The organism is Aquimarina sp. TRL1, from assembly GCF_013365535.1.
GTDB classification, from domain to species: domain Bacteria; phylum Bacteroidota; class Bacteroidia; order Flavobacteriales; family Flavobacteriaceae; genus Aquimarina; species Aquimarina hainanensis.
In genome coordinates this window covers 1271024-1293215 of sequence record NZ_CP053590.1, presented here as the reverse complement: position 1 = coordinate 1293215, position 22192 = coordinate 1271024, and the positions used below count along the sequence as shown (strand labels likewise).

22 protein-coding genes are annotated in these 22192 nt (G+C 34.5%); 11 read left to right on the top strand and 11 right to left on the bottom strand.

The genetic code is table 11. The features are described 5' to 3' along the window. Positions 1-17: 17 nt before the first annotated feature. Complete coding sequence (locus tag HN014_RS05090) at positions 18-317, bottom strand: hypothetical protein (protein ID WP_176027808.1); 300 nt, start codon at positions 315-317, stop codon at positions 18-20. Positions 318-680: 363 nt separating this feature from the next. On the opposite strand from HN014_RS05090, the gene HN014_RS05085 reads away from it, so the two are divergent. From HN014_RS05085 to HN014_RS05065, 5 genes are all read left to right on the top strand, one after another. Then, positions 681-1859, top strand: a complete 1179-nt coding sequence (locus HN014_RS05085) for an acyl-CoA dehydrogenase family protein (protein ID WP_176027807.1) — start codon at positions 681-683, stop codon at positions 1857-1859. A gap of 11 nt (positions 1860-1870) precedes the next feature. Continuing rightward, positions 1871-2551, top strand: a complete 681-nt coding sequence (locus tag HN014_RS05080) for a glycerophosphodiester phosphodiesterase family protein (RefSeq protein ID WP_176027806.1) — start codon at positions 1871-1873, stop codon at positions 2549-2551. Continuing rightward, a complete protein-coding gene (locus tag HN014_RS05075; RefSeq protein WP_176027805.1) occupies positions 2548-3759 on the top strand; it encodes an NAD(P)/FAD-dependent oxidoreductase in 1212 nt (403 codons plus the stop codon). Before HN014_RS05080 ends, HN014_RS05075 begins: the two co-directional genes overlap by 4 nt. A 5-nt stretch (positions 3760-3764) precedes the next feature. After that, entirely contained in the window at positions 3765-4304 is a 540-nt protein-coding gene (locus tag HN014_RS05070; protein WP_176027804.1) for a DUF1697 domain-containing protein, read from the top strand. Between the two features lie 74 nt (positions 4305-4378). After that, positions 4379-5167, top strand: coding sequence for a hypothetical protein (locus HN014_RS05065; RefSeq protein ID WP_176027803.1), 789 nt, complete (start codon positions 4379-4381; stop codon positions 5165-5167). Between the two features lie 127 nt (positions 5168-5294). On the opposite strand, the gene HN014_RS05060 is transcribed toward HN014_RS05065, so the two are convergent. Both HN014_RS05060 and HN014_RS05055 read right to left on the bottom strand, forming a co-directional pair. Continuing rightward, a complete protein-coding gene (locus HN014_RS05060; RefSeq protein WP_176027802.1) occupies positions 5295-5858 on the bottom strand; it encodes a TetR/AcrR family transcriptional regulator in 564 nt (187 codons plus the stop codon). A gap of 37 nt (positions 5859-5895) precedes the next feature. Continuing rightward, positions 5896-6369, bottom strand: coding sequence for a TspO/MBR family protein (locus HN014_RS05055; RefSeq protein WP_176027801.1), 474 nt, complete (start codon positions 6367-6369; stop codon positions 5896-5898). A 102-nt stretch (positions 6370-6471) separates the two neighbouring features. Between HN014_RS05055 and HN014_RS05050 the strand changes: the two genes are divergently transcribed. Genes HN014_RS05050 through HN014_RS05040 form a run of 3 tightly spaced genes read left to right on the top strand, consistent with a single transcriptional unit; the run spans position 6472 to position 9477 of the window. Further along, entirely contained in the window at positions 6472-7557 is a 1086-nt protein-coding gene (locus HN014_RS05050) for a diphosphomevalonate/mevalonate 3,5-bisphosphate decarboxylase family protein (protein WP_176027800.1), read from the top strand. Positions 7558-7605: 48 nt separating this feature from the next. Further along, a complete protein-coding gene (locus tag HN014_RS05045; RefSeq protein WP_176031039.1) occupies positions 7606-8541 on the top strand; it encodes a mevalonate kinase in 936 nt (311 codons plus the stop codon). 21 nt (positions 8542-8562) lie between these two features. Next, positions 8563-9477, top strand: coding sequence for a geranylgeranylglycerol-phosphate geranylgeranyltransferase (locus HN014_RS05040; protein ID WP_176027799.1), 915 nt, complete (start codon positions 8563-8565; stop codon positions 9475-9477). A 105-nt stretch (positions 9478-9582) separates the two neighbouring features. Here HN014_RS05040 and HN014_RS05035 read toward each other — a convergent pair whose 3' ends face one another. Beyond that, a complete protein-coding gene (locus HN014_RS05035) occupies positions 9583-9927 on the bottom strand; it encodes a hypothetical protein (protein ID WP_176027798.1) in 345 nt (114 codons plus the stop codon). A gap of 811 nt (positions 9928-10738) precedes the next feature. Next, entirely contained in the window at positions 10739-11083 is a 345-nt protein-coding gene (locus HN014_RS05030; protein ID WP_176027797.1) for a hypothetical protein, read from the bottom strand. Between the two features lie 508 nt (positions 11084-11591). Between HN014_RS05030 and HN014_RS05025 the strand changes: the two genes are divergently transcribed. Then, entirely contained in the window at positions 11592-12548 is a 957-nt protein-coding gene (locus tag HN014_RS05025) for a carbon-nitrogen hydrolase family protein (protein ID WP_176027796.1), read from the top strand. 48 nt (positions 12549-12596) lie between these two features. After that, positions 12597-13436: a pseudouridine synthase gene (locus tag HN014_RS05020; RefSeq protein WP_176027795.1), complete on the top strand. Its 840-nt coding sequence runs from the start codon at positions 12597-12599 to the stop codon at positions 13434-13436. A gap of 644 nt (positions 13437-14080) precedes the next feature. Here the strand turns inward: HN014_RS05020 and HN014_RS05015 are convergent. From HN014_RS05015 to HN014_RS04990, 6 genes are all read right to left on the bottom strand, one after another. After that, the gene (locus tag HN014_RS05015; RefSeq protein WP_176027794.1) at positions 14081-15457 is read right to left on the bottom strand and encodes a glycosyltransferase 87 family protein; all 1377 of its coding nucleotides are present in this window, start codon (positions 15455-15457) and stop codon (positions 14081-14083) included. Beyond that, a complete protein-coding gene (locus HN014_RS05010) occupies positions 15454-16926 on the bottom strand; it encodes a cellulose synthase family protein (protein ID WP_176027793.1) in 1473 nt (490 codons plus the stop codon). Before HN014_RS05010 ends, HN014_RS05015 begins: the two co-directional genes overlap by 4 nt. Next, positions 16926-17618 (bottom strand): glycosyltransferase family 2 protein, encoded by a 693-nt coding sequence (locus HN014_RS05005; RefSeq protein ID WP_176027792.1) that lies wholly within the window; start codon positions 17616-17618, stop codon positions 16926-16928. Before HN014_RS05005 ends, HN014_RS05010 begins: the two co-directional genes overlap by 1 nt. Then, positions 17619-18119 (bottom strand): toxin-antitoxin system YwqK family antitoxin, encoded by a 501-nt coding sequence (locus tag HN014_RS05000; RefSeq protein WP_176027791.1) that lies wholly within the window; start codon positions 18117-18119, stop codon positions 17619-17621. It abuts the gene before it with no gap. A 107-nt stretch (positions 18120-18226) separates the two neighbouring features. Then, positions 18227-19825 (bottom strand): 4Fe-4S dicluster domain-containing protein, encoded by a 1599-nt coding sequence (locus HN014_RS04995; protein ID WP_176027790.1) that lies wholly within the window; start codon positions 19823-19825, stop codon positions 18227-18229. Positions 19826-19870: 45 nt separating this feature from the next. Further along, positions 19871-21169, bottom strand: a complete 1299-nt coding sequence (locus tag HN014_RS04990) for an NAD(P)/FAD-dependent oxidoreductase (RefSeq protein ID WP_176027789.1) — start codon at positions 21167-21169, stop codon at positions 19871-19873. Between the two features lie 300 nt (positions 21170-21469). Here HN014_RS04990 and HN014_RS04985 point away from each other — a divergent pair, with 300 nt between their 5' ends. Next, entirely contained in the window at positions 21470-22180 is a 711-nt protein-coding gene (locus tag HN014_RS04985) for a DUF547 domain-containing protein (RefSeq protein WP_176027788.1), read from the top strand. Positions 22181-22192 lie beyond the last annotated feature (12 nt).

Genomic DNA, 22192 nt, shown 5'->3' with positions numbered 1-22192 from the left:
AAAATAATGTTAGTTAGTTACTTTTTTATGAGATTGCCTTTTGGGTCATAGTTGATGACTAAAGTTTCTCCATTTTTATATGCTAATTTTAATTCGTAAAAAGACGTTTTGTCAGAGCGTGTGCTTTTATTAATAACTGCCCCTTTATAATCCCTTTCAACAGCTTTTGTGATGGTTTCTGGTAATTCTTTAACCGGAATAGAAGCGATTTCTTTTTCAGTAGAAATTCCTTCCTGGGGCGCATTCTGTGCAGAAACATTTTCTAAGCCTATTAATATACCTATTATAAGAATAGGAGTTAAAAATAGATTTTTCATTGTTGCAGGGGTTTGTATTTTACATGTATTCTTTTGTCAAAATTGTGCCATTGTTTGGAAGGTACTTATAATTTGTTGGTAATCCCTTGTTTTGTAAGTGGTTGAAGATTGAGATGGGGGTGATCATAGATGTGTGGAAATTGTATAAAAAGTGTAGAATGCACGTTAATACTGTAGAAAATATACACACTTTTAGAAAAAAACAAATGAGAAACAGTAAGAAACATCTGTATGTAGTTTGAATTTGTTGATTTTTTTTAACGAATTAAAAAAATTGTTTTCTCTGGTAGCATTAAGTACATTTGTTAGAATTCTTATCTCAGAAACTTTCATGTATTCTTTAATTATAAAACAACAAGCAGTATGAAGCCAGACTTATTTCAAGCACCTGATTATTATGAGTTAGATGAACTATTGACAGCAGAACAGAAAATGGTGAGGGAAGCTTCTAGGGAGTGGGTAAAACGAGAAGTTTCTCCTATAATAGAAGAATATGCACAACGAGCAGCATTTCCAAAACAGTTGATAAAAGGATTGGCAGATATCGGAGCTTTTGGTCCTTATATCCCTGCAGAATATGGAGGGGCTGGTTTGGATCAGATTAGCTATGGGCTGATTATGCAAGAAATAGAAAGGGGAGATTCAGGGATTCGATCTACTGCCTCAGTACAATCCTCTTTAGTGATGTATCCGATCTGGAAATATGGAACTGAAGAGCAGCGAAAAAGATTTTTGCCCAAGCTGGCTTCCGGGGAGTTTGTAGGTTGTTTCGGGTTAACAGAACCGGATTATGGTTCAAATCCAGGAGGAATGATTACAAACTTTAAAGATAAAGGAGATCATTACTTACTAAATGGGGCAAAAATGTGGATTTCCAACGCTCCGTTTGCTGATGTAGCAGTGGTTTGGGCAAAGAATGAAGAGGGAAGAATCTATGGGTTACTTGTAGAAAGAGGTATGGAGGGGTTTTCGACCCCGGAAACACATAATAAATGGTCGTTGCGAGCTTCAGCCACAGGAGAGCTTATTTTTGATAATGTGAAAGTGCCTAAGGAGAATCTCCTGCCAGAAAAAAGTGGATTAGGAGCTCCATTGGGGTGTTTGGATTCTGCACGATTTGGAATAGCATGGGGAGCTATTGGTGCAGCAATGGATTGCTATGATACCGCCCTGCGATATGCGAAAGAGAGAATCCAGTTTGATAAACCAATTGCAGGAACACAGTTGCAGCAAAAGAAATTATCAGAGATGATTACGGAAATAACCAAAGCACAATTGCTAACCTGGAGATTAGGAGTATTGAGAAATGAAGGAAGAGCAACCTCTGCTCAGATCTCTATGGCGAAAAGAAATAATGTGGATATGGCACTTACTATTGCTAGAGAAGCTAGGCAGATATTGGGAGGAATGGGAATTACAGGAGAATATAGTATCATGAGACACATGATGAATTTAGAAAGTGTAATTACTTATGAAGGGACTCATGATATTCATTTGTTAATTACCGGAATGGATATTACAGGGATACCGGCATTTAAATAATAGTAGTTCTTGTGAAAATATTTGGACATCGCGGAGCGGCGGGATTGGCAGAAGAAAACACATTGATATCTGTAGAAGAAGCACTTCGGTATTCGGTTGATGGAGTGGAAATAGATGTACATCGTTGTCGTTCGGGAGAGTTGATCGTGATGCATGATGAAACAATAGATCGAACAACCCGGGGAGAAGGTCGGGTATCTGAATTATCATTTCAGGAATTGAAGAATGTTGTGACAAATAAAGGTGCTACTATTCCTGCGTTATCAGAAATAGTGGCGCTTGTTGATAAACGCTGTACTATTAATATTGAACTAAAAGGGAAAGACACAGCTTTGTCGGTTGTGTCGTATCTAAAAATACTTGTTCAAGAGACCTTTTGGGATTTTTCAGACTTTATAGTATCTAGTTTTGATAAAGAGTTATTGGCACAAGTTAGGCGTGCGAGTGATGAGATTAAAGTAGGTGTGCTGGAGGAAGAAAAACCAGAAAGAGCTATTGAGATCGCTATAAAACTACAAGCGTATTCAGTGCATCTTCCTATTTCTTGTATAAAAGAAGAACATGTTTTGTCAGCTCATAATAATGGGTTGCAGGTATATGTGTGGACTGTCAATAAAAAGCCGTTGTTCGAGAAAATGAAAAGCTGGAATGTAGATGGGATCATTACGGATTTTCCTAATTTTGCTACATGATATATGATCTTATTATTGCCGGAGGAGGAGCTGCCGGTTTTTTTACAGCTATTAATGTAGCAACACAAAATCCGGAGCTTACTATTCTGATAATAGAAAAAGGAAAAGAAGTTTTGACGAAGGTTAAAGTTTCAGGAGGAGGACGTTGTAATGTTACACATGGAGAGTTTATCCCAAAAGAATTGAGTAAGAACTATCCGAGAGGAGAGAAAGAGTTGATAGGTCCTTTTCATACTTTTATGACAGGAGATACGATGGAGTGGTTCGAAAATAAAGGAGTAGCATTGAAAATAGAAGAAGATGGTCGTGTGTTTCCGGTGTCTGACTCTTCACAGACGATTATCGATTGTTTTGTAAAGGAGGCTAAAGAAAGAAAAGTAACAGTTGTAAAAGGGCAGCTTATTAAAGACTTTGGTCAGGAAGAAACATTGTGGAAAGTCGTGACGAATAAAGAGGTGTTTTTTTCAAAAAAAATGATGGTTGCTACAGGAAGTAACCAAAAGATATGGGAGATATTGAAAAAGCTGAATCACACCATTGTTCCGTCTGTTCCTTCTTTATTTACATTTAATATAGCAGATAAAAGGATAAAAGAACTGCCTGGAGTAGTTGCTAATGCGGAGGTAAAAATACAAGGACAGAAACTGACTAGCGAAGGACCATTACTGATTACACATTGGGGGATGAGTGGTCCTGCAATACTGAAGTTGTCTTCCTGGGGGGCGTTAGTGTTACATGATCTCGGATATTCATTTACGATAGAAGTAAACTGGCTGCCAGGGTATACCCGGAAAGATGTAATAGAGGAACTAAAAGGGTTTAAAGAAGAGTGTGCTAAGCAACTGGTGTATAAGTATGCGAGATTTGAGCTGCCAAAACGCTTATGGAGGAGCTTTGTGAATGCAGCTGGGATTGTAGATACTATGCGGTGGGCAGATGTCAACAAAAGTCAATTGTCGCAACTGGCATCAGAAGTAGTAGAAAGCGTGTATTCTGTAGACGGAAAAAGTACCTTCAAGGAAGAGTTTGTTACTGCCGGAGGAGTCGATTTGAAAGAGGTTAGTTTTAAAACGTATGAGAGTAAAAAAAATAAAAATTTGTATTTTGCCGGTGAAGTTTTGAACATTGATGCTATTACCGGAGGGTTTAACTTTCAGAATGCCTGGACGGGAGCTTATATCGCTGCTCAGGCTATTGCAAAACAGTAAAAAATATGTATGTTGCTTTACTTAGAGGAATTAATGTAAGTGGTCAAAAAAAAATAAAAATGATTGACTTGACTTCTCTTTTGGAAGAAATAGGATTGTCAGAAATTCAAACCTATATCCAGAGTGGTAATGTGATATTCGAAACAAATAGATATAAAAAAGAAGAAATAAGTACTGTAATCAGTCATGAAATAAAAAAAAGGTACGGATTTGATGTTCCTGTCTTGGTGCTAGATATGGAAGAGTTAAAAAGAATCCGTAATGCAAATCCGTTTCAGTACGAGGAAGAAGATCTGGGAAAGAAGGTGTATGTTACCTTTTTGGAAAAAAAAGTAGCTGCAGCCGAAGAGACAGTACTGAGATCAGTAGCCAGAGAAGAGGAGAAGATAGTGGCAGGAGAAAGAGTGGTGTATCTGTATATCCCTAACGGATATGGAAAAACAAAATTAAATAATGCATTTTTTGAAAAAAAGCTAATGTGTAATGCGACAACGAGAAACCTGAGAACAGTAGAGAAATTGATAGCATTAGGTAATAATGTGTAGGTAGTATCGTTTGATAATGCATAAAATTGTTAAAAGTTTAGTATCTTTAAATTAAATATTTATCCCAAATTATTATGAAAAAAATTACAATTATTATTGTGGCTTTGCTAACCTCGTTTAGTGTACAGAATATCAAAGCAGCGGACTATGACGAGCCGGTAAGAAAGCTTCTTTCTGATTATGTGAATATGGTCAATGGCCTGAATCAGGGAGTGGATAAAGAAACGGTATTGGAATTGTTTAGTGAATCTTATGTGGGGAATACGGCCTATGTAAGATTATCAGGTACTGTGGTGAGAAAACGGTATAAAAAAGAAGACCTGGCACGACAAATAGATGATATTGTAGGGGTGAATAAATACAAGTTTAGACTTAGCCTGGATAAAGTATTGTATGTAAGTCAAAAAGAACGTGCAGGAACAATTTCTGCATTGGTAACTTTTGAATCTTTAGTAGATGGGAAATTAGCGGAAAAAGGAACCATGTTGATGAACTTGGTAGGGACTTATCAGAGTGAAGGATGGAAAATTGTGCAAAATAATATTGTCCGAGTGTCTGAAACAAAAGATGTTGGAGATTGTGTGTGCTATGTCTATGCAAAAGGATCTACTAAATTTGTGACAGAGATCTATTTCCCTGCAGGAGTAGAGTATGGACAAGACTTCGTTACATTTAGAGTGACAACGAAAGATGAAGATAGAATTATCAAATCCGGAAATAAAGACTTTGTGTGGAGTAAAGAAACCGGAGAATTGACATATAAAGGAGCTTCCATAGGAACTGCGGAAGATTCTAAAAAAGCAATTGAAGCAGCGCTGAAAGATATGTACAAAGAATCTTGTCTGAAGATTCTGTTTAACTAGTACAACAAAAAAATAATACAAACAAAAAAGTACCGGATTAAACTATAATACCGGTGCTTTTTTGTTTCAGGTATAAATTACAGTAAAAAAATGCTGTAGTTTTATAATGTAGGGGGTGATTGTTGTATTATTCAGCTTTTTTTAGAAATCCTTTCCATGAAATTTCTATAGCCTGATTGATGCAACGTTCTTTTAGATTTCCGCCTTTATTTTCATATAGTTTTACCAGCGAAACCACATTTCCAAAAAACAATTCTTCCATGACTAGTATGTCATATGCTTTAAACTCTTTTTTTCGGATAGTTTCTCTAAAAAAAGCTTCGATGTCTTTGTAGTATTGCCTGGCTTGATTTTTTAAACTTGTTGGGATCTCAGGAGATCGTGCAATTTGTTCTGAAAATATAAATGCCAAAGGATTGTTTACAAAATAATAAAAAAGGTTTTGCCACATAATAGCAAATTGTTTCTTGGTGTCTTCTTCTGGTAGGTTTCTCATAACGACCGTACCAAAGTCTTGTGAAAGCATCAAGTATAATTCGGATATGATTTCTTCTTTATTTTTGAAATGATGATACAGGGTGCCATTGGCAACACCCGATGTTTTAATAATTTGCGACAGAGAAGTTGCTCGGATACCTTGTTTTGTAATTAACTCAAGAGTTGTTTGTAAAACAATTGCTTTTTTACTCATAAATTTTTCTAATTCCTTATTCTTTCTACGTTCTTCATTAATTGAGTTGCCAAATGCAAAAATTCAATGCGGTCGCAAAAGCAACCCATAGAATATAGGGTACAAGTAGGTAAGCAGCTGTAGCGTTTACAAATTTAAACCATTTAATTGTAAATAATAGCAAGATAAACAGGGTAGTTATATCTAATAACGCTATAAATGAATTTTGTAGTCCAAAGAAAAAAATGAACCATGAAACATTCAGCAACAGTTGAAACCCAAAATGATATAACGCAGTTTTTACCAATTTATGATAGAACCCTTTGTTCCAAATAATTCCTAAAGAAATACCCATCATAAAATAGAGAAGATTCCAAACGGCAAAAAAGACCCAATAAGGAGGGGTGAAAGAAGGTTTGTTGAGCGTAGTGTACCAAGGATGAAGGGATTTCTGAGAAGTAATAGTGACCAGAAAACCAATAAATAAACAAAACAAAACAGACAAGGTAGTACGAAGTAGTCTCTTTTTCATCCGATGATATAGTGAGCTACTAAAATAACAATTTATTTTTACTAGTTGGGCGTCCTATAAATGTTGATAAGAACTTATATTTGCCAAAAAATAGAAGTAAAGATGAATGATTACCCTCAATTTATTTTAAAACCAACTGAAGATATTCCGAATGAAGGAAAAATTTCTTGTAGTGCACCAAGTAATATTGCTTTAGTAAAGTATTGGGGGAAAAGACCTGTTCAATTACCAGAGAATGCTTCTATAAGTTTTACCCTAGATCATTGCAAGACAGAAACTACTGTCTGGTATGCTAAAAAAGAAGAGGCAGGCAATACCTTTGATTTTGAATTATTTTTTGAAGGCGCTTTAAAACCATCATTTCGTCCGAAAATCCAAAAGTTTTTTGAACGAGTATATCCATACCTTCCTTTTTTGAAGCAGTATACTTTCAGGATAGAGACCACCAATACTTTTCCTCATAGTAGTGGAATTGCTTCTTCAGCCAGTGGTATGAGTGCACTTTCGTACTGTCTGATGGGATTGGAAAAAAAGATGCATCCTGAAATGACAGAGGAAGCTTTTCTGAAAAAAGCATCATTCTTAGCTAGACTGGGGTCAGGAAGTGCTTGCCGTAGTATAGAAGGACCTGTAGAAGTTTGGGGTGCACATGCAGATATTACAGGAAGTGATGATGCGTATGCAGTGAAATTTCCGTATGAAATTCATGATCATTTCAGTGGATATCGCGATCTGATATTATTAGTGGATAAAGGAGAGAAACAAGTGAGTAGTACAGTAGGTCATGATTTAATGCACGGTCACCCCTTTGCTAAACAAAGATTTGAACAAGCAAAAGAGAATATATCAAAGATAAAAGAGGTTTTGATTAATGGAGATCAGGATGCATTTATAAAAATAGTAGAAAGTGAGGCATTGAGTCTGCATGCGATGATGATGACTTCTATGCCGTATTTTATTCTGATGAAACCAAATACATTATCAATTATTAATAAGATTTGGGATTATAGAAAAGCTACAGGTTCCAAAGTGTGTTTTACCTTGGATGCAGGAGCAAATGTACATGTATTATATCCTGAAAAAGAAAAAGAAACCGTATTGGAATTTGTTAAAAAAGAGCTGGTTGGTTATTGTCAGAAAGGACAGTATATTTGTGACAAAATAGGAACAGGAGCTAAATTTTTGTAACTTTATAAAAATATGGATACTAATCCGGAAAAGGTAGGAGAAAACAACATGAAAAGCCCATTATTTTATTCTAAGATTCTTTTGTTTGGTGAATATGGAATTATAAAAGATTCCAAAGGACTTTCTATTCCTTATAATTTTTATAAAGGAGCATTAAAAGTTTCTGAAAACCCCGATGAAGAAGCAAAAAACTCTAATGAAAGTCTAAGAAAGTTTGCTAGCTATCTGGAAGAGATTAATGATGAGCGAATTGTTACGTTTGATTTGGAGCGATTAACGGCTGATGTAGAAAATGGAATGTATTTCGATAGTAGCATTCCTCAGGGATATGGAGTAGGAAGTAGTGGGGCGCTTGTGGCTGCTATATATGATAAATATGCAGATAATAAGATTACAGTATTAGAAAACCTGACCAGAGAAAAACTGCTGACTCTAAAGAAAATTTTTGGAGTGATGGAGTCTTTCTTTCATGGAAACAGTTCTGGTCTAGATCCTTTAAATAGCTATCTCAGTCTACCAATATTGATCCACTCCAAAGATAATATTGAACCCGCAGGAATTCCTTCTCAAAGTGTAGATCATAAAAAAGGTGCTGTCTTCCTTTTAGACAGTGGAATTGTAGGAGAAACAGCTCCTATGGTGAATATTTTTATGGAGAAAATGAGACAAGAAGGATTTCGCAATATGTTGAAAAACCAATTTGTAAAGTATACCGATGCCTGTGTGGAAGATTTCCTGGGAGGAGATATCAGGTCGTTGTTCTCTAACATAAAAAAATTATCTAATGTTGTTTTGGATAATTTTAAGCCGATGATCCCAAAGGAATTTCAAACTTTGTGGAGAAATGGTATTGAGACAAACGATTACTACTTAAAGCTCTGTGGCTCTGGTGGAGGAGGGTACATTTTAGGATTTACACAAGATCTTGAAAAAGCCAGAAAAGCGCTTAAGGGACATAAACTGGAAGTAGTGTATAATTTTTAAAAAAATAAGCATTCTTCTCTTATGCTTAGTAGAAAAAACAAACTTGTATTACTGAAGTTGTTAAGTTTGTTTTCTGTGGTGAGAGGCTATAATATTCTGATTTTAGTCATTGCTCAATATCTAACAGCTATATTTATTCTTGCTCCCAATCGAGGGTGGAAAAATGTATTATTAGATACGAATCTTTTTGTCATAGTTTTGGCCTCATCCGGGGTGATAGCTGCCGGATATATTATTAATAATTTTTACGATAGAGAAAAAGATTTAATAAACAGACCGCAAAAAACAATGCTGGATCGTTTGGTAAGTCAGCAAACAAAACTAACAGCCTATTTTATTCTTAACTTTTTATCCGTAGTACTGGCAAGTTATGTGTCTTTTAAGGCAGTTGTCTTTTTTTCATTGTACATATTTGGTATTTGGTTTTATTCTCATAAACTCAAAAAAATATTATTTGTAGGGAATATTGTTGCTTCCTTATTATCGATCACTCCTTTTTTTGCAGTTTTTATCTATTACCTGAATTTTGATCAGGTTATATTTGTTCATGCTACCTTTTTATATCTGATGTTGATCATGAAAGAGTTGGTAAAGGATATGGGGAATCTAAAAGGAGATATAGCTCAGAACTATAGAACAATTGCTGTCGAATATGGAGAACGAATGTCTAAAAAACTCGTCAGCATCTTAGTGTTCGTTTCAGGAATCCCTCTGTATTTACTGTTGAATACTTATCGTATAGGAGGAATGCGTATATTTTTCTATGCCAGTATATTTTTACTCATTCTTTTTTTAGTAGCGTTGTGGAGATCAAAAGGGAAAGTGCATTATGTCTGGCTTCATAACATTTTGAAATTTATAATTGTTTCCGGGGTTTTTAGCATTGTACTTATTGATTTCAAAAGTATTTTAGATAAAATTTTGTCATTTTTATAAACGAAAAAAAGATCATTTAAAAAAGTTTTAAATGATCTCGCTGCGTCGATTATTTTAGTGTTTATGGATAAGGACTATCCATTAGAAATCACTAGTAAGAAAGGATTAAGAGTTAGGTTTTAAGATTTTTAGGTCGACTCTGTATATCTTGTAATCGTTTTCTAATATTTCAGAATCTACTTTTTTGTAGTTTAATTTAGAAAGAACATAGTCTTCTACTATTTTCTCAGAGGTATCCACTGTCAGTACAACAATCTCTCCCTTAGCATTAAGTGTAAATTCGATATTAGCTTTTAAATCTTCATTCTCTACTTTGATATCAGGACTGCTTAATAATGTAAGGATTTCATTTCTTAATTGTTGCTCAGGAGTCTCATCAGAAGGAGTAGAAGCAAATAATTGCGTTGAAGTGATAAAAAGTGCTGCAAGTAATAATCTTAAGTTTTTCATTTTTGTATGTTTTTGATACTGTTGTTTTCAATTTTATTTGTGACAAATGTACATTCTGATCCTGCATTTTTTGTGATAAAATTTATGATTAGAATGATGCTTTTAGGTTATGTTTAGGTTAATAAGGAGTGTGATTAATAAAAAAGAAACCTTATTAAAAAAGTAGTAATTGCTACTTTTTTTTACGCTTTTTTCAATAAAAAAGGAAGAGAAGGTTAAGTTCTCCAACAGATGACAGGAATATGTGAAAGAATACAGAAATTAGATAATAAACAAGTGTTAGGAGAATGTTATTTTGAGGTTTTACCTTATGTCTAATCAATGAGTTATTGTGAAAAAAGCTTGTTTTTTATTGGTGTTACTAAAGAATATAATACCCCAGGGATTGCCTCGAAATTGAAAATTTGTTTCTAATGAATACTCGTGGACTTGCACCGAAGTAATTTATTTGTTTTTGATAAGAGGTTGATAAAAAAGAAAATAAAAGGAAGGGGGATGTAAATACCAGAAGATTTTTGGTAGAGGAAAATAGAAATTATCAATTTGTTAGATAATTCGATACGTTTATGATATGTGAATTAGCAGACAGTATTTGAGAGGATGCAAGGGCTACAATCTTTTCTGTTGAGGTTATTTTAATAACAGTTCTTTTTTATATATAAAGAAAAAAATGGGACACTGTCAGGAAGAAGCGATATAAAATTAGGATTACCAGTAGTTAGAAACCCGAAGTGAAGAAAAAATAGAAATAAAAAAAAGCAGTTACTGCTAGGTAACTGCTTTTTCTAGTTTTGGGGCGTCCGTATAGATACTATACGTTAGGATTTAATACCTTTAATGACATTCTGAAAATTTTGGAATTAGTTTCTGGCATTTTAGAATTCACTTTCTTGTAATTTAGTTTATACTTTACAAAGTTTTCTAAAGATTCAGTTTCAGAATTTACTGTCAGGATTACGATTTCATTTTTAGAGTTTAGTGTAAACTCTATATTTGCTTTTACTTCGTTGTTGCTAATTTTGATGTCCGGATTATCTAATAAATTGATAATTTCATTTCTTAATTGTTGTTCCGGAGATTTTGTCGACTTGTCAGCAGAAAATGCTTGGAAAGACACTACAAAAATTGCTATTAATACTACTTTTAAATTTTTCATTTTTTAGGTTTTAGTTTTTAAGAGTATTCTCTTTTGTTTTTATCTTACGAGGCAAATTTATGTCAGTTAGAAATGAAAAAATCAGTTTCAAAGTTAAGAGAACATTTTTTTAATGTTATGTTTACGTTAATTCCTTGTTTTTTTACAGTAAATTAAGTTTTGAGAAAAAAGTAGTTTTGAGATGAGAATACCTCCTAGTTGGTAATCATTTCGCTGTCTTTTTTAGAGATCTTCTTTTTTGGGATATAAAAATGCGAATTCTATATTTTTTTGTCGGTTTTCAATGTTAACTTAATGTTATCTTGAGGTTTAACCGCACGTCAATTCTTTGTATAAATATTTGAAAACCAGTAAAAACGACATGGTTTTTTAAGGTGTTTTTTATAGATGAGATACGAGTCCTATTATAAGACGGTCATAAAATCTATAGAAAGCAAATGTTTAATGTTTAGGTTTTAATAGATGAAAACATAGAATAAGTCGTATCTTCAGAGGAATTATTTAGGGTATGGAAAAAGATTTATTGACAATAGGGATGGCACAAATCTCTCCGGTATGGTTGAATAAAAAAGCAACGATACAGAAAATAGAAAAAACAATTAAAGATGCGAAACTTAAAAAGGTAGAATTGTTAGTCTTCGGAGAGACATTTTTGCCTGGTTATCCTTATTGGGTTTCGATTACTGATGGAGCACAATTTGATCACCCTGTACAAAAAGAAGTTCATGCACATTATGCCAGAAACGCAATTGTAATAGAAGAAGGGGATCTGAATAGCATTTGTGAATTGTCCAGAAAATATCAAATAGCGATATATTTAGGGATTATAGAACGTCCTACAGATAGAGGAGGGCATAGCTTATATGCTTCTTTAGTATATATAGATCGTACTGGGGTTATCCAATCCGTACATCGCAAATTGCAACCTACTTATGAAGAACGATTAACCTGGGCACCAGGTGATGGGAATGGTTTGCGGGTCCATGCCTTAAAATCTTTTAGAGTAGGAGGGTTAAACTGTTGGGAGAATTGGATGCCATTACCCAGAGCGGCTCTTTATGGTCAGGGGGAGAACCTACATATAGCAGTATGGCCGGGAAGTGATTATAACACTAAGGATATTACCAGGTTTATTGCCCGGGAATCAAGATCATTTGTGGTTTCGGTATCCAGTTTTATGAAAAAAGAAGCTATTCCTCAGACGATTCCTCATGCTGATTACATTCGAGAAAAAGCCCCGGAGCTTCTTAGTAATGGAGGTTCGTGTATTGCAGGACCTGACGGAGAGTGGGTAGTACCTCCGGTAATTAACTCGGAAGGATTATTGGTGGAAACAATTGATTTTGGCAGGGTGTATGAAGAGCGCCAGAACTTTGACCCTGTAGGACATTATTCGAGACCGGATATTACAAAATTACATATAAACAGGGATCGTCAATGTACTGTATCCTTTGAAGGAGAATAATTATTAATTCTAAAAAGGAATAGAGTATCTTTGCACAAAATTTAAGATATGAATCGCGGAGGTAATTCAGGGAGTAGAAAGAATAACGGAAGACAAGGAAGAACACCAAAAGGGAAATTTGGAGGGAGAAATACAGCTCCTGATAAGAAAACAAATACAAAACAAGACAAGGCTTCGGAGAAAGAAGAAATTCGACTCAATAAATTTGTAGCTAATTCCGGAGTGTGTTCAAGAAGAGAAGCTGATTTGTATATTCAGACGGGAAGTGTTTGGGTTAATGGTGCTCCTGTTACAGAAATGGGATATAAAGTAAAATTAACAGATGAGGTGAAGTTTGATGGAAGGTTAATTACCCCTGAGAAAAAAGAATATATCTTATTGAATAAGCCTAAAGGGTTTTCTACAACCACTAGTCTGGAGAGAAATAAAACGGTAATGGAATTGGTAGCTAATGCTAGTAAAGCCAGATTAAAACCAGTAGGAAGACTAGAAAGAAATACGACAGGGTTATTGTTATTTACAAATGATGTGGATCTGGAAAAGAAATTAACACATCATAAGAGTAATGTGAGGAAGATATTTCATGTAGAATTGGATCGCAACCTGAAATTTGATGATCTTCAGGATATTAAAGAAGGGGTTAAATTAAAAGAAGGGTTCATTAAAGCGGATGAAATTTCTTATGTAGATGGTGCTTCGAAAAAAGAAATAGGGATAGAAATTAAATCTTCTAAAAATGGAATTATTCGCAAGCTGTTTGAGCATTTTAATTACGATGTAATTCGATTAGACAGAGTTGTTTTTTCTGGACTAACCAAGAAAGATCTTCCAAGAGGTCATTGGAGAAAATTGACGGTACAAGAAGTGATTAATCTTAAGAATATGTAAGTTTTAGTACACAGTATAATTTAATTAAAAAAGAGGTTCTTCTATTAGTAGAAAAACCTCTTTTTGTTTTTCTTCATTCATAACATTATGAATAGAAGATATTTTTTAGTCGCTATTTCCTAGTTGTTTGAATTAGATATTATTGTGTTTGTTTGTGTAGGTTAAGGGGACAAAAAAAGACAATTTTTCACATCCTAATTAGTAATCAACTATCGAGTTATTGACTAAAAAAATACTAGGGGGTTAAAAAGCTCTTTATAGTAAAAATCGAATACGAAATATGAAGTCTTATTTCTTGAAAGTCAGTGTTTTTTTTCTTGTTGCAGGGGCAATGCATTTAGTTAAGGTTTTGAGTTCTGGGGGGCAAATCTATAATGTTTTTTTCTCTAATCTAGTAAAATGTTAAAAATTAACGATTAATTATGTTTTTTGTGATTTTGTCTGATTGTAAGTTTTGTTGTATACTGCTATGTTTCAGAGGGATTTCTTAAAATTAAGTTATAAAATACAAACCACAAAAGTGCTGGTTTTTGGATTTGTTTAACGGCTATAATTACTTGTAAATATTTTGAATTCAGGTTTTTATATGTTTTTATTGACCAATAAAAATACATAAACGCGTTTTTGTTCTAAACTAAGGGTGATTAATTAGTGGCTTTAGGTTTGAAAAAGACAGAAGAACTAATAAAAGATTCATACACGAATACACCGATAACCAAAATGTATTCTATAGCCACCATCCATAGGTTTTCTTTAAATCCAAGATCTGTATAAGCAGTATAACTAAGAATGATCAAAAAAGACCAGACGATTGGAAATCGATAGGGAGTAAAAATACAAAGAAAAAGAGGCACTGCGATATACCATGGATGTACTGTGGTAGACAGGAAATAGTATACACTAATACTGATCAACATGGCAGTGATAAGAGGTATTGTTTCCTTGTTTTTTCTAAAAAAAGAAAGGATTAATAAAAGACAAAGAAAGACAAGAGGGAGGATTTTTCCTGCTGTAGCAATAATATTCCATCCGATTGTTTGGTATCCAATCCATCGAATTATATAATAGATACTCGCATTGAATTCAAAATTTTGGAACCATAAAGCAATAGTAGTGCTAAAATTCTGAATAAATGTTTTGGATAAAAAAGGAATAAAAAGAAGAAGGGTGCTAATGAGCACAACACTGTAAAACCCACAGAGTTTTAGAAAACCGAAGAGGCGTTTTTTTTCACTAAAAAAATACTTTTGAAAAAATAAAGGAAGAAACAATAGTGGAATTAGTTTAACAGAAACAGATAATGCTAAAACGATGCCTGCCCAAAACCATTTATTTTGTACTATTAGATACAATGACCAGACGATAAAAAATATCATCAATGCTTCAAAATGAAGGTTGCCTGTTAATTCGATAATAATAAATGGGTTGAGGATATACCAGAAAATGCGATTTTCCTGAAGATGAAGCTTTTTTAATAGCTTTCTACCTATAAAGAAAATACCGATATCAGCACTTATTAATATAAGCCGGAATACAATAGCAGCTCCTAAAATGCTATTAGGAGATAGTAAAGCAGCAATAGCATATGCTAATTGGCTTATAGGAGGATAATTCGTAAAATGACTTCCATTTAATGGTCCCATTCCCTGGTATAACTCTATAGCTTGTGCTACGGGTAAATTCCCTGCTTTAATCCAGGTTTCTGGTAAACTTAAATAAGGATTCATTCCTTCTAACAACATTCTCCCATCCCAAATAAAGCGATAAAAATCCTGAGAGAGATTCGGGGTTGCAAATAAAAATATAACCCTAAATAAGAGCGCAGTAAAGGCTAGTAATTTGTAATCCCCTTTATGTAACTGAAAGATTTTATAAGAAAGGAAGAAAAGGGCACCCCATAAACTGAATACTTTTACAAAATCAGTTCGTAGCGTTGTATAGGCAAAACTGTAGTACAGTATAGCGCAAGTGAGAATAAGAACAAGTGAAGATTTGTTATATTTCCACAAGCGTGTAATCACAGTTTAGACGTAACAGATTTAAAAAATACAAAACCAAATCCCAAAAATAGCATGATATGAAATAAAAACAGACCGAAATCCTGTAGCTTAAAAGCACTGTATAAAGCAAAACCAAAATATCCGGTTAGTAAAGCTTCCAATATGGTATTGGCAGATATGTTTTTGTTGATATATTTATTCCCTTTCCAGGAATCTTTTAAAGAATTGATATTAAACTTTGGGGTGCGAACGAATTCACTCTTTTTTCCAAAATGTCCTTCCAAAACAGCTTTGGAATTATGAACAGAGAATCCCATTGCAATGGAGAAAAATGTGAAGAACATTTTGACATATTCTATAAAATTCCAAAAACCACTTCCGTGTATTTTTTTAAACGTGTACCAATAACAGAAAAAGAAAATAACAGTGCTTAGCGCAAAAGATGCAATCACATTAAAATACCAGGCAAACATAGGGTTATTGTTCTTAATGTATAATACAGGAACGCTGAGTATAGCTACTAATAAGACTAATAGAAACATACTGCTGTTCAGCAAGTGAAAAAAACTATGAAATTTTGTTTTAAACGGAACTGTTTTGTCTTTAAGAAGTTTCCAGTATAATTTTTGAAAATTCTCAGCAGCTCCTTTATTCCATCTAAATTGTTGTGATCTGGCAGCACTGATAACTACCGGCAATTCTGCAGGAGTTTCTACTTCTTCCAGATACTTGAACTTCCATTTCTTTAATTGCGCTCTATAGCTGAGATCCAGGTCTTCTGTCAGGGTGTCTCCTTGCCAGTTTCCGGCATCTTCAATACATGTTTTTCTCCAGGCTCCCGCGGTACCATTAAAATTAATAAAATGATCTTTGTGATTACGCCCTACTTGTTCCATTGTAAAGTGAAAATCCAGTGCAAAAGCCTGAATCTTGGTAAGAATGGAATAGTCACGGTTGATATGTCCCCATCGGGTTTGTACAACACCAATATTCTCATCCTTGAAATAAGGAATTGTTTTCTGTAACCAATTTTTTTCCGGAAGGAAGTCAGCATCAAAAATAGCGATAAACTCTCCTTTAGCTATTTTTAGCCCCTCTTTTAGAGCACCTGCTTTAAAGCCAGATCGATCTTCTCTTCGGATATGTTTAATATCCAGCCCTTGTCGCTGTAGTTTTTCGATATGCTTAGCTGTCGTAGTGACAGATTCATCTGTAGAGTCATCAAGAACTTGTATTTCCAGCTTATCTTTTGGGTATTCCAATAAGGCAATATTGTCCAGTAAGCGAGACATTACATAGAGTTCATTGTAGACAGGAAGCTGAATCGTTACCAGAGGGATTTCCTCTTCTCTGGTAAAGTCAAATACAGGGGCATTATCTTTTTGCTTTCTCGCTTTGAGATAATTGAACAATAGATTTAATTGCGCTAAACTGTATAAGAATATGATGAGTAACGCAATTGTGTAAATAATAATAATGGCAATATCCATTACGAAAAACTGTATTTAAAAATCCAACTTAAAATCTTAACGCCTGCAAAGATAGCACCTTTTATGGTTCCTGAAACTTTTGAGACACCAATTCTCTTTTTGTAAGGTACTGATACTTCGGTATAGGTGTATTTTTTTCTTAACACTTTTAACTGCATTTCTACAGTCCATCCATAGGTTTTATCCTCCATTTCTAAGGAGAGAAGTTTGTCATACTTAATTGCTCTAAAAGGACCAAGATCAGTGAAACGCGCATTGAAGAATAATTTCATAAGTCTAGTAGCAAGCCAGTTTCCGAATATCTGAGGGAATGTCATAGAACCTGCCTCTCGTAATTTCTTATCCCGGGCTCCGATAACCATATCAATGTCGTCATGAATTATAGGAGCTACAATAGTCGTTAGCTCAGCCGGATAATCACTGTAATCCCCATCTAGAAAGACAATGATATCTGTTTTTTCTTTTGAAGCGGCGATATAATCCATTCCTTTTAGACAGGCATAGCCATAACCCATCTGTTCTTCTCTCAATACAGTTGCTCCAGCTTGTTTAGCTACTTTTTCTGTTTGGTCGGTAGAGCGATTGCTTACCACAATAACTTCAGAAACCACTTCAGGAATTTCCTGAATTACATGCGCAATAGATTCCTCCTCGTTATAAGCGGGAATGATAACTTTTATAGTTGGATTCATTTATAGAAAAGCATTGGGATTGTCCTTTCTGAAAGAATACACATCTGTCCATTCTCCCATTTTTTGATCATTGATGTATTTTTCTGCTTTAAACAATTCATCATTTTTGAAAATCAGACAAAACCCATTTTTTTTATTGTTTTGATACTGGTATTTTTTTGTGATCCTAATAGTACTGTTATTGTCGGCAATATCGTAAATAATCCACCACTTTTCGGCTTTGTTATCGATAAAATGCCCTTCTTTGACTAGTTGGCGATCTTTTGTATAAAAATACCAATATCCATTCTTTTTGTCGTTTTTATAATCTCCCTTTTTTTTGATCTGTCCATTGGGGTAATAATAGATCCAGTATTTTGTTTTTGTAGCCCCCATAATCCATCCTTCTGCTTTTAGCATCCCGGATTCATAATATTCTTTGATATACTGTTTTTTTACCGTCAGGTTTTTTTCTAATGGGGTAAAAGAAAGTAAGCAAGCTATTATTATTCTTAAAATCATCAGTGAAAGGTTTTATAGAGCTTTCTTAGACGAGAAGAAATAAAAATGCTAACAAGAAAACTTCAAAATAATGCAAACTCATTACTGTTAATATAGGGTGTTTCGGATTATTTGTTATTTACGTAATTCATTAGATCGATATCATTTCCTAATAGAATTTCATTAGAATTGATTCTTCCGTTTAGGGAATCGTTTTCCAGTTTTAATACTCCTCGTGGGCAAACTGCAGAACAAACGCCGCATCCTACACAACTGGATCGAACAATGTTTTCTCCTTTTTGTGCATAAGAGCGCACATCAATTCCCATTTCACAATAGGTGGAGCAATTTCCACATGAAATACATTGTCCTCCATTGGTGGTAATCCTGAATTTGGAAAATAATCGTTGCTGAAACCCTAGAATTGCAGCCATAGGACATCCGAATCTGCACCAGGATCGATTCCCCAGAATAGGGTAGAACCCTGTTCCGATTACTCCTGAAAAAATAGATCCGATAAACAGCCCGTAAGTAGCGCGTAGGGTTTCGGATTTTATAAAGAAAATGGTAGTGTCGCTATTAAAAAAGTGAATACCGAATAAAGCAGCCAGAACCACAAAATATCCAATCGCTCCGTATCGGGCATCTTTGCCTAGTTCATTTCTTTTGAAAATCATTACTAAAGCGAAAACAATTGTCAAAATAGCAGCAACACTTAGCAGGAATACCGTCTTGGTAAACCAATATTTGGTATCATCGTAGCCCAGATAGGTACTTACCACGGCAGTGGTCATGATAACAACAAAGACTAAAACAGTATGGATTAACCAGCGTTCTAATTTCCAGGCGCTTAATTTTTTGCTGGATAGTTGTCTAAAAGCATCTCCGGTTGTTTCTGCGAGACCTCCACATCCACAAACCCAGGAGCAATACCATCTTTTTCCGAATTTATAGGTTAGTATTGGTGTAATAATAAAAATTGAAACAACACCAAAAATCAAAAGCGAAAGCCCGATTGTTCCTGCATTGATAAATTCATCAATTCGATACTGTTCGAAGTTATAATAATTCAAAGGCCATACATTCTTTAGGTCGTAATAAGGCAGCTTAAAAGTGTCTGAATTTAAACGTGCCATAAATTCTGGAATCAAGAAAGCAAACCCTAATTGAAAAAACATTACAGAAACAGTTCGTAATTGTTGATACCTGTTATGTCTGTATTTTAAAATAAACTTATACCCAAAAGCGAGAATTGATACAGTATATAATGTACCATATACAAACCACTGGCTGGCTGGGTTACCACTTAATAGTTTACTCAAAGGATCGAATAATCCGATTAAACCACTATTTGGAGCTCCATCCGTTCCTTGTCCTAGGAAGTGAGGGTAAAAATAAAGTACAATATAAAAGGTAGTTAATGCGACCCCTGTAAGCCAACCGATAACACCTCTGGAAGAGATTGATTTAAACCAGACTCCGTCATTTTTTATTCCTTCTGGTTTGGTTAGATAGGCATCATTAGCGTATATGATTGTTCCCAGGGTTATTAGAACCAGTGATAGTGTTAAGAAAATCCCCTGGTTCGGAAAATTGGTGTTTGCTAGTGCTAGTATCAGAATAAATAATCCGATAAAGCCAATGCTCAAGGCGATTTTTTGTTTGGTAGAAACGCCTTTGGCATCAGGAGAAGCCAAGGACATACTATGTTCTAGTTTATTACTCATATTCAATATTTTTTTCGAATCTTCTGGGGTAGAAGAGGTATATTTTTAAACAACTCGTAATTGATTTTTATAGGAAGCAAAGATTTCATCTTCAAAAGAAGAAAAGAATTCAGGGTCAAAATTTGCTTCTTTTAGGTGTGACAATACATAGTCTGCAGACCTTTTTTCGGTTAACCAGCGATCAAAGACTTCATGTCTCATGCGAATTCCAAATGTGTTGATTCCAAGGAATTCATTAGTCTCTTTGTGATAAGACATTGTAATACATTTGGTGTTGTCTGTATGTTTCCAGTGAAATTGTTGTTCGTATTCTTTTGGTTTGGCGAAAACCCATCCGTATGTTTGGTATTCGATATCCAGAAATTTAGCACTGTTAAACCAGTGTCCAGGTTTGTATTGGATTTTATTACCGCAAATAGTTTGTGCTACAGTTTCCCCCATCATTCTTCCGGTATACCATACAGCTTCTATAGGGCGTCTATTGCCAATGGCTTCATGTTGTTCAGCACAGTCTCCGATGGCATACACATCCGGGATGTTTGTTTCTAAATATCTATTGACCTTAACTCCTCTTCCTAATTCAATTCCAGAATCTTTGAGGAAATCGATATTAGGAGATACACCGGCAGTAAGACCGACCATATCACAGTCAATCACTTCTCCTGTTTCTTGTATAACTACTGCTTTTGCTTTTCCGTGCTCATCAGCAATTATTTCTTTGAGGTTAGAAGAAAGCCTCAGGTCGATATGATGATCGATAATATGACGATTGATCATTTCGCTTTCTCCTTTAGGAAGTACGCCATTCCAGAAACTTGATTCACGAACTAAAAATGTCACGGGAATATTTCTGGATCGTAGCATTTCTGCTAGTTCTATCCCAATGAGTCCGCCTCCTACGATCACGGCTCTTTTGCATACTTGATTATTAGGAGCGTAATGTTCAATTTTTTCCAGGTCTTGTTTGTGATACATACCCATCACACCGTCTAAATCCTGTCCGGGCCAGCCAAATTTATTAGGTTTGGATCCGGTAGCGATGATCAGTGTATCATATGACAGACGTTCTCCATTTTTAAATTCAATTTCTTTTTGATCCGGAAGTACTCGCTGCACGAAACCATTTTTTAGTTCTATTCGATTCTTCTTCCAGAACCAATCTTCATAAGGTTGTGTATGCTCAAACTTCATATGCCCCATGTATATATACATAAGTGCTGTTCGAGAAAAGAAATATTTTGTTTCAGCAGAGATGATAGTGATTTTCTTATCTGATTTTTTTCGGATATGCCTAGCGGCAGTTACACCAGAAATCCCATTGCCAATAATTACTACATGTTTCATAAGCATTCATGTTGGTAGGTTTTGTTATCTTAGAGAAGAGGTTTCTTCCATCTAGTCTGTCGTATATAAAGGTAATAACTTATCTAGCGCAAATAATTTAGAATGGGTCTAAAAACTGAGTGTTTTGTAAGGGTTGTACTAGTATTTCGAACGTGATATTTTTTGCAAATAAATAAAAAAAACTTGTAAGTAGCCTGTGGGATTCACGACTGAATGCTCAGTAATAAGATTCGAAACTTTAGAACTTATTACAAGTGATATAATTGGAAAAGAATTAATAAAAAATATAAAACCCAATCTATGAAAAAAATAGTCTTTACTATACTTATTATGTGTATGCATTTTGGTTTTTCACAGGAGAATCAAGCGTTTTTTTCTAAAGCAGATGCATTTTTTAAAACTTATGTTTCTAATGGACGAGTTAATTATAAAGCTATTAAAGAAAACCCTGCCAGTTTGGATGAGCTGATTTCTTTGGCAGCAAATAGTAAAGTAAGTACTTCTAATGCCAAGGAGTATCAAGCTTTCTATATCAACGCTTATAATGTAGCTGTGATTAAAGGAATAGTGACGAAATATCCGGTAAAATCGCCGTTGGACATAAAAGGTTTTTTTGATAAAAATACCTATACATTAGGAGGAAAGAAAATTACTCTAAATGATGTAGAGAATGTATTACTTCGAAAGAATTTCCCAAAAGAAGCTCGTTTTCATTTTGTACTGGTATGTGCAGGTTTAGGATGTCCTCCTATTATATCAGAAGCTTATACCCCTGATCTCTTAGAGAAGCAGTTACAAAGACAAGCGGTAAAGGCATTAAATAACCCCTCTTTTATCAAGGTAAAAGGGAATAAAGTGCAGTTGTCTCAGATTTTTGAGTGGTACAAGGAAGACTTTACTCATGAAGGAAACGAGATCACTTATATCAATAAGTTCAGAAAAGAACCATTACCAGTAAAAGCAAAAGTTTCATATTATCCTTATAACTGGTCGTTGAACAAAGTAAAATAATCCATATCTTAT